This window comes from Subtercola frigoramans (genome assembly GCF_016907385.1).
GTDB lineage: Bacteria > Actinomycetota > Actinomycetes > Actinomycetales > Microbacteriaceae > Subtercola > Subtercola frigoramans.
This window is the reverse complement of sequence record NZ_JAFBBU010000001.1, coordinates 1,990,492-2,004,688: the sequence shown is the minus strand read 5'-3', so window position 1 is coordinate 2,004,688 and position 14,197 is coordinate 1,990,492. Positions and strand designations below refer to the sequence as shown.

The following is a 14,197-nucleotide window of genomic DNA, read 5'->3' as shown; positions in this document are numbered from 1 at the left end:
GCCGGGCGACGGCCTTCGGGCGCAGGCCAGCATGCCGGGGAGCCATGACTACGACCGCAACTGATGGTGGATCGTCGTAGCCAGCACCTCGCCGATGCCCTTCACCTCTGCGATCTGCTCGGCGCTCGCCTGCTTCAGCTTGGTGACAGAGCCGAACTCCTTGAGCAGTGTCTTCACGCGGGCCGGGCCGAGGCCCGGGATCTCGGAGAGCACCGAGGTGATGTCGCGTTTGCGCCTGGCCCGCTGGTGCGTGATGGCAAAGCGGTGGGCTTCGTCGCGGATACGCTGCAGCAGGAACAGGGCCTCACTGCCGCGCGGCAGGATGACCGGGAAGTCGTCGTCGGGCAACCAGATCTCCTCCAGCCGCTTCGCCAGGCCGCACAGGAAGATGCCGGTGACACCGGACTCCTTCAGCGCGCGGGCGGCGGCCTGCACCTGCGGCTGGCCGCCGTCGACGATGAGCAGGTTCGGCGGGTACGAGAACTTCTTCGCAGCAGTGTCGGAGTCGGCTCGTTCTGAACCCTCTTCGAGGTAGGCGAGCCTGCGGGTGATCACCTGGTAGATCGAGTCGGTGTCGTCTGTCGTCTCGGGGATGGTGAACCGCCGGTACTGGTCTTTGCGGGCCAGCCCGTCTTCGAAGACCACCATCGAGGCGACGACGTTGGTGCCGCCCAGGTGCGAGACGTCGAAGCACTCCATGCGCAGGGGCGCGTCGGGCATCCCGAGCCCGTTCTGGATGTCGGTGAGGGCTTCGGTGCGTGCGACGAAGTCGGTGCTGCGTCGCATCTTGTAGAGCATGAGGGCGTTCTTCGCGTTGAGGGTGGCCGTCTGCATGAGGGCGGCCTTCTCGCCTCGCTGGGCCGTCTTCAGCGCGACTTTCGAGGTGCCGCGACGCTGGGAGAGCCACTGCTCGAGCTCTTCGGCGTCGTCGGGGAGGTCGGGCACGATTATCTCGCGCGGCGGGACGAAACCGTCGTACGCGGTCTGCAGGATGGAGTCCACGAGTTCGGCGGTGCTCAGATCGAGCTCCTTGTCGACCATCCAGGCTCTGACTCCGCGAATGCGGCCTCCGCGAACGATGAACTGCTGCACGGCAGCGGCCAGCTCGTCGTGCTCGATACCGAACAGGTCGGTGTCGACGCTGTCGGCCAGGACAACGTTGCTCTTCTCAAGCACCGCGTCGAGCGCCTGCAGCTGGTCGCGGTAACGCGCCGCCTTCTCGTACTCCTGCGCCTCTGAAGCCTCACGCATACGTTTCGTCGCTTCGGTGACGAACCTCTTGTCGTGGCCGTTCATGAAGGCGATGAAGTCGTTGACCAGCTCACGGTGCTCTTCGATGGTGACCTTGCCGGAGCAGGGCCCGCCGCAGCGGCCGATCTGGCCGGGAAAGCAGGGCCGTCCGCTCTGCATGGCCTTCTTGTAGCTCGAGTCGGAGCAGGTGCGAATGGGAAAGGCCTTGATCATCAGGTCGATCGTCTCGTGCACCGCCCAGATCTTGGGGTACGGGCCGAAGTACTTCGCGCCTTTGATCTTCTGGTTGCGCGTCACCATCACCCGCGGTGCCTCGTCGGCCAGGGTGATCGCCATGAACGGGTAGGTCTTGTCGTCACGGAACTTGACGTTGAACGGCGGTTCGAACTCCTTGATCCAGGTGTATTCGAGTTGCAGCGCCTCGATGTCGGTGGCCACAACGGTCCATTCGACACTGGATGCTGTGGTGACCATTCGGCGGGTGCGCTCGTGCAGGCTCCGCAGAGGTGCGAAGTAGTTGCTCAGGCGGGCGCGAAGGTTCTGCGCCTTCCCCACGTAGAGCACCCGGCCTGACTCGTCACGGAAGCGGTAGACACCGGGCTGGGTCGGGATCTCCCCTGCCTTCGGGCGATAGCTGACGGTGTCGCTCATGACGCCTTGCGTCTCGTACCCTCTTCAGCGTCGAGGATCTCCTTGAGGAAGAAGCCGGTGTGGCTCTTCTTGACTTTGGCGAGCTGCTCCGGCGTGCCTGTGGCGAGGATCTTGCCGCCGCCCGAGCCACCCTCCGGCCCCAGGTCGATCAGCCAGTCGGCCGATTTGATCACGTCGAGGTTGTGCTCGATCACGACGACGGTGTTGCCCTTGTCGACCAAGCCGTTCAGAACGAGCAACAGCTTGCGCACGTCTTCGAAGTGAAGGCCTGTGGTGGGTTCGTCGAGTACGTAGACGCTTCGCCCGTTCGACCGCTTCTGGAGCTCTGTGGCGAGCTTGACCCGCTGGGCCTCGCCGCCTGAGAGGGTTGTGGCGCTCTGGCCGAGTCGCACATAGCCCAGACCGACCTCGACCAGGGTGTTCAGGAAGCGGTGGATCGCCTGGATCGGCTCGAAGAACACCGCGGCCTCTGCGATCGGCATGTCGAGCACCTCGGCAATGTTCTTGCCCTTGTAGTGCACCGAGAGGGTGTCGCGGTTGTAGCGTGCTCCCCCGCAGACCTCACAGGCGACGTACACGTCGGGCAGGAAGTTCATCTCGATCTTGATCGTGCCGTCGCCGGAACAGGCCTCGCAGCGGCCGCCCTTGACGTTGAAGCTGAACCGCCCCGGTAGGTAGCCGCGCGCCTTCGCCTCGAGGGTTTCGGAGAAGAGCGTGCGGATCCGGTCAAAGACACCGGTATAGGTGGCTGGGTTCGACCGCGGCGTGCGACCGATCGGGTTCTGGTCGACGTGCACCACCTTGTCGAGGTTCTCGAGGCCGGTCACTCGCTTGTGTCGGCCGGGGATCTTACGCGCACCGTTCAGCTTGTTGGCGAGTACTCGGTAGAGGATGTCGTTGACCAGCGACGATTTGCCGGAACCACTCACCCCGGTGACGGCGATGAAGGTACCGAGCGGGAAATCAACGGTGACGTTCTTGAGGTTGTTGGCTTCTGCGCCGACGACGGTGATCTTTCGTTCAGGGTCGATGGGGCGCCGGGAATCGGGGATCTCGATCGATTTGCGACCGGAGAGATAGTCGCCGGTCAGGCTCTCCCTGTTGGCGAGCAGGCCCTCGTAGGAGCCGGAGTGCACGACCTTGCCGCCGTTGACGCCAGCACCGGGGCCGATGTCGACCACCCAGTCCGCCGTGCGGATGGTGTCTTCGTCGTGTTCGACCACGATGAGAGTGTTACCCAGGTTCTTCAGCTTGATGAGCGTTTCGATCAGCCGGCGGTTGTCACGCTGGTGCAGGCCGATGCTCGGCTCGTCGAGCACGTAGAGCACGCCTGTGAGACCGGAGCCGATCTGCGTGGCGAGCCGGATGCGCTGGGCTTCTCCACCGCTCAGGGAGCCCGCGGCCCGCGCAAGATTGAGGTAGTTGAGCCCGACCTGGATGAGGAAGTCGAGTCGCAGGCGGATCTCACGAAGCACCTGCGCGGCGATGTGTGCCTCACGGTCGGTGAGAGTGAGCTCGGCCATGAAGTCGTGCGCGTCGGTGAGGCTGATGTCGGTGACATCGGCGATGCTGTGGCCGTTGACAAGCACGGCCAGTACCTCGGGCTTGAGACGCTTGCCGTCGCAGACCGGGCACGCCACTTCGCGCAGGTACTCCGACCACCGGGCCCGCTGGTTGTCGGTTTCGGCCTGCAGGTACTGGCGTTCGATGTAGGGAACCACACCTTCGAACCCCGAGGTGTAGCTCATCTCGCGGCCGAAGCGGTTCTTCCACTTCACGCGCACTTCGAAGTTGTCGCCGCGGAGCACAGCCTCCTGCACGGTCTTGCTCAGTTCGTTCCACGGAGTGCCGAGGTCGAACTTGAGGTCGCGCGAGAGCCCGTCGAGCAGCTTCTCGTAGTAGTTGTAGAGACCCTTGCCCTGCGTGGTCCAGGGGATGATCACACCCTCCTTGATACTGAGCTCCGGGTCACCCAGCAGCAGCTCGGCGTCGACCGACATGCGAGTGCCGAGGCCGGAGCATTCGGGGCAGGCGCCGAAGGGCGCGTTGAAGGAGAAGGTGCGGGGTTCGATCTCGGTGAGCTGGAGGGGGTGCTGGTTGGGGCAGCTCAGCTTCTCGCTGAACGTCTGCCAGGCGTCGGGCCCGTCGGCGTCGACGTAGTTCACCTGCACAATGCCATCGGTGAGACGGAGGGCGGTCTCGAGCGAGTCCGTCAGGCGGCTCAGAATGTCGGGGCCGGCCACCAGGCGGTCGATGACCACCGAGATGTCGTGCTTGATCTGCTTTTTGAGCTTTGGTGGATCATTCAGCTGGATGATCTCGCCGTCGACAACCGCACGCGAGTACCCGCCAGCCGCCAGCTCTTTGAAGAGGTCGACGAATTCGCCCTTCTTCTGCGAGATGACCGGGCTGACGACCTGGTAGCGGATTCCCGCCTCCATCTCCATCAGCTGGTCGGCGATCTGCTGCACGGTCTGCGCGGAGATCTTCTCTCCGCAGACAGGGCAGTGCGGAATGCCGATGCGCGCCCAGAGGAGGCGCATGTAGTCGTAGATCTCGGTGATGGTACCGACCGTCGATCGCGGGTTGCGGTTGGTCGACTTCTGGTCGATGCTGACCGCCGGGCTCAGCCCTTCGATGAAATCCACGTCGGGGCGGTCCACCTGCCCGAGGAACTGGCGGGCGTACGCGCTCAGCGATTCGACGTAGCGACGCTGCCCCTCGGCGAAGATCGTGTCGAACGCGAGCGACGACTTTCCTGACCCAGAGAGCCCCGTGAAGACGACGAGTGAATCACGCGGAATGTCGAGGTCGACATTGCGCAGATTGTGCACGCGCGCTCCACGAACACTCAGTTTTCCGACAGAATCCACCTCAGTAATCGACACCCCAGAAGTCTACGTGCAGCCACCGACACCGCTCCCCCAGAGCCTCCGCTGACAGCGTACTGAGATGGCGGGATAGCTCCACGCTGGTTGAGTAGTCGGCGCAGCCGACGTATCGAAACCGTGAATCACGCTCGCGGCTGGGTTTCGATACGGCCTTCGGCCTACTCAACCAGCGGTGAGTTAGATGTGGCCGGCCTTCTCCATCTGGCGGAGTTCGTGCTTCAGATCGCCGAGCTCGTCACGCAGGCGCGCCGCCAGCTCGAACTTGAGCTCGCCAGCTGCCGTCATCATCTGGTCGTTGAGGTCGGCGATGAGGCTCTCGAGCTCGTTCGCCCCCGCCGCCGCAATGCCTTCGCGGCGGAGGTTCGGCGTGGGGCTCTTCTTCTTGCTGTTGCGCCCCGCGAGGAGCGCCGCCGTGTCTGCGCCCTCCCGCGCCAGCATCTCGGTGATGTCGTTGATCTTCTTGCGGAGAGGTTGCGGGTCTACCCCGCGCTCGAGGTTGTACGCCACCTGCTTCTCGCGCCGGCGGTTCGTCTCTTCGATCGCGCGGGTCATCGATGCCGTCATGACGTCGGCATACATGTGCACCTCGCCCGAGACGTTTCGCGCCGCCCGCCCGATGGTCTGGATGAGCGAGGTCGACGACCTCAGGAACCCCTCTTTGTCGGCGTCGAGAATCGCCACCAGCGATACCTCGGGCAGGTCGAGCCCTTCACGCAGCAGGTTGATACCGACCAGCACGTCGTAGACGCCGGCCCGAAGTTCGCTGAGCAGTTCGACACGACGCAGCGTGTCGACGTCGGAGTGCAGGTACCGCACTCGAACCCCGTGTTCCGCCATGAAGTCAGTCAGCTCTTCAGCCATCTTCTTGGTGAGGGTGGTGACGAGGATTCGCTCGTCTTTCGCCACCCGGATGCGGATCTCTTCGAGCAGGTCGTCGATCTGCCCCTTCGACGGTTTGACAATGATCTCGGGGTCGATGAGGCCGGTCGGCCGGATGATCTGCTCGACCACCCCGTCGGCGATCCCCATCTCGTACTTGCCCGGTGTCGCAGAGAGATACACTTTCTGGCCCACGCGGTCGTTGAACTCGTTCCAGCGCAACGGGCGGTTGTCGAGGGCGCTCGGAAGCCGAAAGCCGTGCTCGACGAGCGTTCGCTTGCGCGACGAGTCGCCTTCGTACATGGCCCCGATCTGCGGCACGGTGACGTGCGACTCGTCGATGACGACGAGGAAGTCGTCGGGGAAATAGTCGAGCAGGCAGTGCGGGGCCTCGCCGGGCTGCCTGCCGTCGATGTGCCGCGAATAGTTCTCGATGCCCGAGGTGAAGCCGATCTGCTGCATCATCTCGAGGTCGAAGGTGGTGCGCATACGGAGCCGTTGGGCTTCGAGGAGTTTTCCCTCGCGTTCGAGCTGGGTGAGGCGTTCGGCAAGCTCCTCCTGAATGGTACCGATGGCGCGATGCATGACGTTCGTGTCTGCGACGTAATGGGACCCGGGAAAGACCGAGATCGAATCCATCTTGCGCACGATGTCGCCGGTGAGGGGGTGCAGAGTGTAGAGCGCCTCAATCTCGTCGCCGAACATCTCGATGCGGATGGCCAGTTCTTCGTACATGGGGATGATCTCGATGGTGTCGCCACGTACACGGAAGTTGCCCCGCGAGAAGTCGATGTCGTTGCGCTGGTACTGCATGGAGATGAACTTGCGGATCAACCAGTCCCTGTCAACCTTCATACCGACCTGCAGCGCCATCATGGCCTTCATGTACTGCTCCGGCGTGCCGAGGCCGTAGATGCACGACACGGTCGACACGACCACCACGTCTCGCCTGCTCAGGAGCGAGTTGGTCGTGGAGTGCCGCAATCGCTCTACCTCGGAGTTGATCGAACTGTCTTTCTCGATGAAGGTGTCAGTCTGGGGCACGTAGGCCTCTGGCTGGTAGTAGTCGTAGTACGACACGAAGTACTCGACGGCGTTGTTCGGCATGAGCTCACGGAACTCGGTCGCCAGCTGCGCCGCGAGCGTCTTGTTGTGCGCCAGCACGAGCGTCGGCCGCTGTACGGCCTCGATGAGCCACGCCGTGGTGGCCGACTTGCCAGTACCGGTGGCCCCCAACAGCACCACGTCGGTCTCACCCGCGTTGATGCGGGCCGTCAGTTCGGCGATCGCCGCCGGCTGGTCACCGCTCGGCGTGTAGTCACTGATGACCTCGAAAGGGCGGACAGAGCGAGTGGGTTCCATGCATTAAGTTTACGTAGAGGCACTGACACTGCCTGCCCGGTGCCAGAACACCGCTCCACGCAACGACTCCACCCCTCCAGACGTAAACGTCCGAACGCCCAGAGAGAGATTCAGGAACAGACGATGAGAATTGGAATTCTGACCAGTGGCGGAGACTGCCCCGGCCTGAACGCGGTCATCCGCGGAATCGTGCTCAAGGGCACCGAGATCAACAACCAGGAGTTCGTCGGTTTCAAAGGCGGCTGGCGCGGCGTCGTCAACACCGACCTGATCGAACTCGGCCGGGCGAACGTTCGCGGCATCTCCAAAGAGGGCGGCACGATTCTCGGCACCTCGCGCACCAACCCGTTCGAAGGCGACGGAGGCCCCGACCGCATTCTTGAGAACATGCAGCGCGAAGGCATCGACGCCATCATCGCCATCGGCGGCGAGGGTACCCTGGCTGCCGCCAAGAGGCTGACGGATGCTGGGCTCAAGATCACCGGAGTGCCGAAGACCATCGACAACGACCTCGACGCCACCGACTACACCTTCGGTTTCGACACGGCCGTACAGATCGCCACCGACGCGATGGACAGGCTCCGAACCACCGGCGACGCCCACAGCCGCTGCATGGTGGCCGAGGTCATGGGCCGCCACGTGGGCTGGATCGCCCTGCATTCCGGCATGGCCGCGGGCGCGCACGCGATTCTGATTCCCGAGCAGAAGACCACGATGGAACAGGTCGCCGACTGGGTCGAGAGCGCCAACGCCCGTGGCCGCGCCCCGCTCGTCGTGGTTGCTGAAGGCTTTGTCGCAGGGCATGCGGATGATGCACACTCCGAACGCGGACTCGATGCCTTCGGCCGCCCCCGCCTCGGCGGTATCGGCGAACATCTCGCTCCTCTGATCGAGGAGATGACGGGCATCGAGACCCGGGCAACGACCCTCGGCCACATTCAGCGCGGCGGAGTCCCGAGCGCCTACGACCGCGTTCTGGCAACCCGGCTCGGCATGGCGGCGAGTGACTCGGTGCTCGAGGAGCGCTGGGGCCAGATGGTCGCGCTCCGCGGCACCGACATCGTACACGTCGGCTTCGAGGAGGCCCTCGGCAAGCTCAAGACGGTTCCCCAGTCGAGGTACGACGAGGCCGCTCTACTTTTTGGTTGAACGACGAATGCACCTCGCGCCGCGCTGGGGGCGTGCACGCCGTTCAGGCGCGCTCGCTGCGCTCGCGTACGACGAGGCCGCTCTCCTCTTCGGCTAGCCACGCGCACCCACTCAACCGGTGGTTCGGCTCAGCCGGCGGCGGGCGACTTCGAGAGGGTCACGAGGCGGCTCCACAGGGCATCCGCCTGCCCGAGGGTTTCCGCGAGTGTGCCGTCGGAGTCGATCACGATGTCGGCGAGGGCGAGCCGTTCTGCCTCGGAAGCCTGTGATGCGATGCGTGTGTGAGCCTCTGAGCGGCTCATCCCCCGGTTGGCGATGAGCCGGCCGACGCGCGTCTCGTCGGAGGCGTTCACGACGACGATCAGGTTGAAGCGGTGCGGGAGGTTCGACTCGGCGAGCAGGGGCACGTCATAGACGACGATCGCGTTCGGATCGTGTTGTTCGGCCTCGGCTATGTGCGACCTGGTCAGCTGCTGAACGGCAGGATGCACGATGGCATTCAGTTTCGCGAGCTCGTCGGGGTGGCCGAACACCAGCGCGCCGAGAGCCGGGCGGTCGAGGGTGCCGTCGGGGAGGATCAGCTGGGAACCGAAGGTGTCGCTTATCTGCTGCAGGGCATCCGTACCGGGTTCGACGGCTTCGCGGGCCAGCTGGTCGGCATCGATATGCACGGCGCCGTGTTCGGCGAGGCGGGTTGCAACGGTCGATTTGCCGGACGCGATGCCCCCGGTGAGGCCAATGAGATACATGGTGCGATTTTACCGGTGTCACGCGTGGGGGTTTCGATACGCCGGGCTGCGCTCGGCTACTCAACCGGCAGAAGCAGAGACGGCGAAAGGCCGCCCTCCCGAAGGAGAACGGCCTTTCGTGTGATGCGCGATCCAGGGGATCGCCCATCGGTGCTGCTAGTTGTTCGAGCTGAGCTTCTCGCGGAGTGCTGCGAGGGTCTCGTCGTCGGCGAGGGTACCCGCGCCGGTCGACTCGCTCGAGAACGAGGAGCCGGCGGAAGCGGTTGACGCGCCCTCGGGGATCTCTTCGTTCGAGGTTGCAACCTGCTTCTTGTGGGCTTCCCAGCGAGCCTGGGCTGCAGCGTAGTCCTGCTCCCACTTCTCACGCTGGGTCTCGAAGCCTTCGCGCCACTCGTTGGTCTCCGGGTCGAAGCCTTCGGGGTACTTGTAGTTGCCCTGGTCGTCGTACTCGGTGAGCATTCCGTAGAGTGCCGGGTCGAACTCGGTGCCCTCGGGGTCGACACCCTCGTTGGCCTGCTTGAGGCTCAGCGAGATGCGGCGACGCTCGAGGTCGATGTCGATGACCTTGACGAAGACGTCGTCGCCGACCGAGACAACCTGCTCGGCGAGCTCGACGTGCTTGCCCGACAGCTCCGAGATGTGCACGAGGCCCTCGATGCCCTCTGCAACGCGAACGAACGCGCCGAAGGGAACGAGCTTGGTGACCTTACCCGGTGCAACCTGGCCGATGGCGTGGGTGCGGGCGAAGACCTGCCACGGGTCTTCCTGCGTCGCCTTGAGCGACAGGGAGACACGTTCGCGCTCGAGGTCGACTTCGAGGATCTCGACGGTGACCTCCTGGCCAACCTCGACGACCTCTGAAGCGTGCTCGATGTGCTTCCAGCTGAGTTCGGAGACGTGGACGAGACCGTCGACGCCGCCGAGGTCGACGAACGCACCGAAGTTGACGATCGACGAGACGACACCCTTGCGGACCTGGCCCTTTTGGAGGTTGTTCAGGAACGTGGTGCGGCTCTCGCTCTGCGTCTGCTCGAGCAGAGCGCGGCGTGACAGGACGACGTTGTTGCGGTTCTTGTCGAGCTCGAGGATCTTCGCTTCGATCTCCTGGCCGAGGTACGGCGTGAGGTCACGAACGCGGCGAAGCTCGATGAGCGAGGCCGGCAGGAAGCCACGGAGGCCGATGTCGACGATGAGCCCGCCCTTGACGACCTCGATGACCGAACCGGTGACAACACCGTCGGCATCTTTGATCTTCTCGACGTCGCCCCAGGCACGCTCGTACTGAGCGCGCTTCTTCGACAGGATGAGGCGGCCTTCTTTGTCTTCTTTCTGAAGAACGAGGGCCTCAACCAGGTCGCCGACCTGGACGACGTCAGTGGGATCGACATCGTGCTTGATGGAGAGTTCGCGGGAGGGGATGACACCCTCGGTCTTGTAACCGACATCGAGGAGAACCTCGTCGCGGTCAATCTTTACAACGGTGCCTTCGATGAGGTCTCCGTCGTTGAAGAACTTCAGTGTCTTCTCGACCGCGGCAAGGAAGTCTTCGGCAGACCCGATGTCGTTGACGGCGACCTGCTTGGGTGCCCTGTCGGTCGTTACGATTGTCATGTAGTAGTTGCTCCAGTATGGACATATATCAGGCAACGCAAAGAAAAGCTCTCAAGATCTGTGGGGAGTTCTTCATCGCGTGGCGATGGATGAGTGACGCAAATCGCGCCAATCAATCCTAGCCCCTGCTTTCGGCGTGCGGCAACCTGCCCTATGCCCTCAATGCGGAGGTGAGGGTGTCGAGCCCCACTCCCCCGAGGTTGAGGGCCCTGCGGTGGAACTCACGCATGCTGAACGCCGACCCTTCGCGCCTTTGGAAGTCGTCGCGGGCCTGCTCCCAGATGCGCTGGCCGACCTTGTACGACGGCGCCTGGCCCGGCCAGCCGAGGTACCGGTTCACTTCGAAACGGATGAAACCATCGTTCATGTTCACATTGGCACGAAGAAACTCCAGGGCGTAGTCGGCATCCCAGACTCCCGAGCCGTCCAGCCGTGGCTTGCCGAGGTGCACGCCGATGTCGAGCACGACGCGCGCTGCTCGCAGGCGCTGGCCGTCGAGCATCCCGAGCCTGTCTGCGGGATCGTCGAGGTAGCCGAGCTCCTGCATGAGTCGTTCGGCATACAGCGCCCAGCCCTCAGCGTGGCCGGAGGTGCCCGCGAGCTGCCGGCGCCAGGTGTTGAGCGTCGACCGGTTGTACACGGCCTGCCCGATCTGCAGATGGTGGCCGGGCACGCCCTCGTGGAACACCGTCGTGAGCTCACGCCAGGTGTCGAATTCAGTCACGCCCTCTGGAACCGACCACCACATGCGGCCGGGCCGCGAGAAGTCGTCGGTGGGGCCGGTGTAGTAGATGCCACCCTCGTTCGTGGGTGCGATGAGGCACTCGAGGGCTCGGATCTCCTGGGGAATGTCGAAGTGGGTCACCGAGAGTTCGGCGATCGCGCGGTCGCTGGTGGCCTGCATCCACTCCTGCAGGGCGGCCGAACCGTGGAGCTTGCGGCTCTGGTCGTTCTCGAGGAACGCGATCGCCTCGAGCACCGAAGCACCTGGCAGGATCTCGCGGGCGATCGACTCCTGCTCGGCGACCATGCGAGCGAGCTCGTCGACGCCCCACTCGTAGGTCTCGTCGAGGTCGATGGTTGCACCGAGGAATTTGCGCGACTCGAGTTCGTACAACTCGCGTCCGACTCCATCGCTTTCGGGGGCGACGGGCAGCAACTCGGTGGTGAGGAACTCTGCGAGGCGTTCGTAGCCCTGTGAGGCGAGGTCTGCCCCGAGCGTCAGGTGCTTCGCGATCGAGGGGGGCAGGGCATCCGTACCGCCTACCCGGCCGGCGCCCTCGGGCTCGCCAGACGATGTCGAACCCGCCGAGCGGGCCAGGTTGTGGAAGAAGCCGTCTTCGCCACTGTTCTTCCTGGCCTGGGCGATGACCTCACGCACCTGGCGCTTTGCTGGGGTGACACCCGACCGGATGCCCTGCCGCAGCGTCTCGATGTACCCGTCGATCGCGTCGCCGACCCCGGCGAATCGTGTGGCGACGACCTCCCAGTCTTCGGTGGTGTCGGTGGGCATGAGGTCGTACACGTCGCGGATCTGCTGTGAGGGAGACTCGATGACGTTCAGGTCGCGCAGTTCGAGCTGCGCTGCGGCGCTCTCGACGGTGAGCCGCAGCTCGCTGCTGAGGTCGGTGAGCGTCACGAGATCCACGGCGTCGGCTGGTGTGGCCGCCTCGAGCTCAGCCAGTGTGCTCCGCACCTCTGAGAGATATGCGGCGTGGCCGGCGGGTGAGTAGTCGCCGTAGCGGTCGTTCGCCTCGTCGCGCCCGATGTACGTGCCGAGGGTGGGCTGCAGGGTCACGATGGTATCGACCCAGCGCTCGGCGATGTCGTCGATCGCTGTGGGAACGCGGGCTGGAAGCGGGGCCGGTGAGGTGCTGTCGGTCATGCCTCCCAGCCTATGTCTGCGGGCGTTCCTCTGTGGGCCTATGCCGGCGGTCGGCAGTCGACGATGAACCGCATGAGACTGGTTGCGTTGCCGGTGTCGAACATCTCTCGAAGCTTCTCGTTGAACTCGAGTCGCCGCCGCGCCGAGATGGAGATCGCGTCGAAGCCGTGGCTCAACAGGAGCCCGGTCATCATGATGCGAGCTGTTCGCTTGTTGCCGTCGAAGTAGAACTGTCGCCTGGTCGCCGCGCAGAAGTAGACGATCGCCTGTTCGCGCGGATCGTGCAGTTCATTCAGGAAGGCCAGCAGGCGTGCATTCTCGTCGAGGAGGGTTTGGCCGCGCTTGCCCGGATCGGATGCATGATACTGACCGAGCTCGCCGAGACCGACGAGGCCGCCTCCGCCCACCTCGCCTTCGCCGCGGAAGTGCCCCGATTCGATTGCCTCGTGGACGGCAACGATTCCATGGATGCGGTCGCTGGTCAGCTTGTCGAGCGTGAAATCGCCGCCTTCGACGATGCGATCCATCTCGTTGTAGGCGTCGTTCAACGCAAGAATCTGATCCTGGTCTTCGAGTCTGTGGCCGCTGACAGTGATGCCTTCGAGGAGAGTCTGAACTTCTGGCAGTGTGTACGGGTTGCCCTCGAGTGCCGCTGCATCCCAGATGTATTCGGGCAGCGCCGAACGGAATCGCGCTCGCACACGAGCTACTTTCGACGCCGTGAGCAACGAGAAGTCGACTTGCGTGGCGTCCCATACGATGCCCGTTTCTCGTTGCGCGAGAGTCTGGGATCGAGAAGAGCGTGACAGGCGCGCCGTCGTGGTTTGTCTCTCGTTTGCTTCGCTGAGCTTCCTGGTGAATTCCCGGGATGCGACGGCCCAGTTTTTACTGACGGCCGTGCGCCCATCGACTGCCCGGTTCGTTTCGGTTTTGGGCATCGCTCACCACCCCCTGGCAATCTCTTCTGCAACGAGCGCGGCATCTCTGCCCATGCCGAATGCATCGATGAGAGCCTGGATCGGCGCAACATAAGTGACTGGCCCGTCCATGAGTGGGTCGACGGCCAGATCCGCCGAGTAGGGCACAACGATGACCGTCGCGCTCTCTGGTCGAGAAGTCGTCATGTGACTGAGCGAGCGGATGATCCGATGCACGTCAGCCGTGTAGATCACCCGGCTCGTGGTGCTGAGCCGTTCTCGATCGCCACCGATCCGCTCAAGAGCGCCGCGGCCGGAGAGAATCCACTCGCTGCCTGAATTCGCCCCTGCTGCTGCGAGCTTCAGGTCGTCCGCCTCGCCAGCGAGGTAGATGGCGCCATCTCGATGAAGCAGCCTCGAGCTCTCGCCTGCGACGCGCACGATCGTCACAGGGTCGTCACCGGCGAATCTCTGGAGTCGGGTCATCCACTGATCGATGCCCTTGTCGACGGCTGTGCCGAACCGTGCGTCGAGCAGCACTCTGGCCGCCCTGCCGGCATCGGGATCGGAGAGCGGGCGGAGCGTCACTTCGATGTCGAGGCCCGCGGCGATGGCCAGCTCCCGGAGTGTTCCTACGCCGGGATCTGTGGTTCCGCTGTCGATGCGGAATTGAGTCGAGCGTGACACCCCTGATCTCGCAGCAAGACCTACGGAGGTCAGTCCGGATTGATGGATGATGCCCGCTACAAAATGCTCCATATAAGCGACGATATCAGGTCGTGATTCATAAACAAAGCATCCCGTCCCATTTCACACCATGAGTGAAATCGAACGTTCCTAATGACCCCCAAG

The 14,197-nt window shown here is 63.8% G+C and carries 9 protein-coding genes; 1 reads left to right on the top strand and 8 read right to left on the bottom strand.

The window, feature by feature from the left end:
• Window positions 1-48: 48 nt before the first annotated feature.
• The 3 genes from uvrC to uvrB all read right to left on the bottom strand — a co-directional run bounded on the left by uvrC (window position 49) and on the right by uvrB (window position 7,034).
• Complete coding sequence (gene uvrC, locus JOE66_RS09375; RefSeq protein WP_205108815.1) at window positions 49-1,902, bottom strand: excinuclease ABC subunit UvrC; 1,854 nt, start codon at window positions 1,900-1,902, stop codon at window positions 49-51.
• Window positions 1,899-4,790, bottom strand: a complete 2,892-nt coding sequence (uvrA, locus tag JOE66_RS09370) for an excinuclease ABC subunit UvrA (RefSeq protein WP_205108813.1) — start codon at window positions 4,788-4,790, stop codon at window positions 1,899-1,901. Before uvrA ends, uvrC begins: the two co-directional genes overlap by 4 nt.
• A gap of 180 nt (window positions 4,791-4,970) precedes the next feature.
• The gene (gene uvrB / locus JOE66_RS09365; RefSeq protein ID WP_205108811.1) at window positions 4,971-7,034 is read right to left on the bottom strand and encodes an excinuclease ABC subunit UvrB; all 2,064 of its coding nucleotides are present in this window, start codon (window positions 7,032-7,034) and stop codon (window positions 4,971-4,973) included.
• A 123-nt stretch (window positions 7,035-7,157) separates the two neighbouring features.
• On the opposite strand from uvrB, the gene JOE66_RS09360 reads away from it, so the two are divergent.
• Complete coding sequence (locus JOE66_RS09360) at window positions 7,158-8,183, top strand: ATP-dependent 6-phosphofructokinase (RefSeq protein ID WP_205108808.1); 1,026 nt, start codon at window positions 7,158-7,160, stop codon at window positions 8,181-8,183.
• A 128-nt stretch (window positions 8,184-8,311) separates the two neighbouring features.
• Here the strand turns inward: JOE66_RS09360 and coaE are convergent, their stop codons facing one another.
• From coaE to JOE66_RS09335, 5 genes are all read right to left on the bottom strand, one after another.
• Window positions 8,312-8,932 carry a dephospho-CoA kinase gene (gene coaE / locus JOE66_RS09355; protein WP_205108806.1) on the bottom strand — a complete coding sequence of 207 codons (621 nt, stop codon included), beginning with the start codon at window positions 8,930-8,932 and terminating at the stop codon, window positions 8,312-8,314.
• Between the two features lie 156 nt (window positions 8,933-9,088).
• Window positions 9,089-10,543, bottom strand: a complete 1,455-nt coding sequence (rpsA, locus tag JOE66_RS09350) for a 30S ribosomal protein S1 (RefSeq protein WP_205108804.1) — start codon at window positions 10,541-10,543, stop codon at window positions 9,089-9,091.
• Window positions 10,544-10,694: 151 nt separating this feature from the next.
• A complete protein-coding gene (locus JOE66_RS09345; protein WP_205108802.1) occupies window positions 10,695-12,428 on the bottom strand; it encodes a DUF885 domain-containing protein in 1,734 nt (577 codons plus the stop codon).
• A 38-nt stretch (window positions 12,429-12,466) separates the two neighbouring features.
• Window positions 12,467-13,366, bottom strand: a complete 900-nt coding sequence (locus JOE66_RS09340) for a Fic family protein (RefSeq protein ID WP_205108800.1) — start codon at window positions 13,364-13,366, stop codon at window positions 12,467-12,469.
• A gap of 3 nt (window positions 13,367-13,369) precedes the next feature.
• On the bottom strand, window positions 13,370-14,104 hold the full coding sequence (locus tag JOE66_RS09335) for a helix-turn-helix domain-containing protein (protein ID WP_205108798.1): 735 nt from the start codon (window positions 14,102-14,104) through the stop codon (window positions 13,370-13,372).
• Window positions 14,105-14,197: the final 93 nt, after the last annotated feature.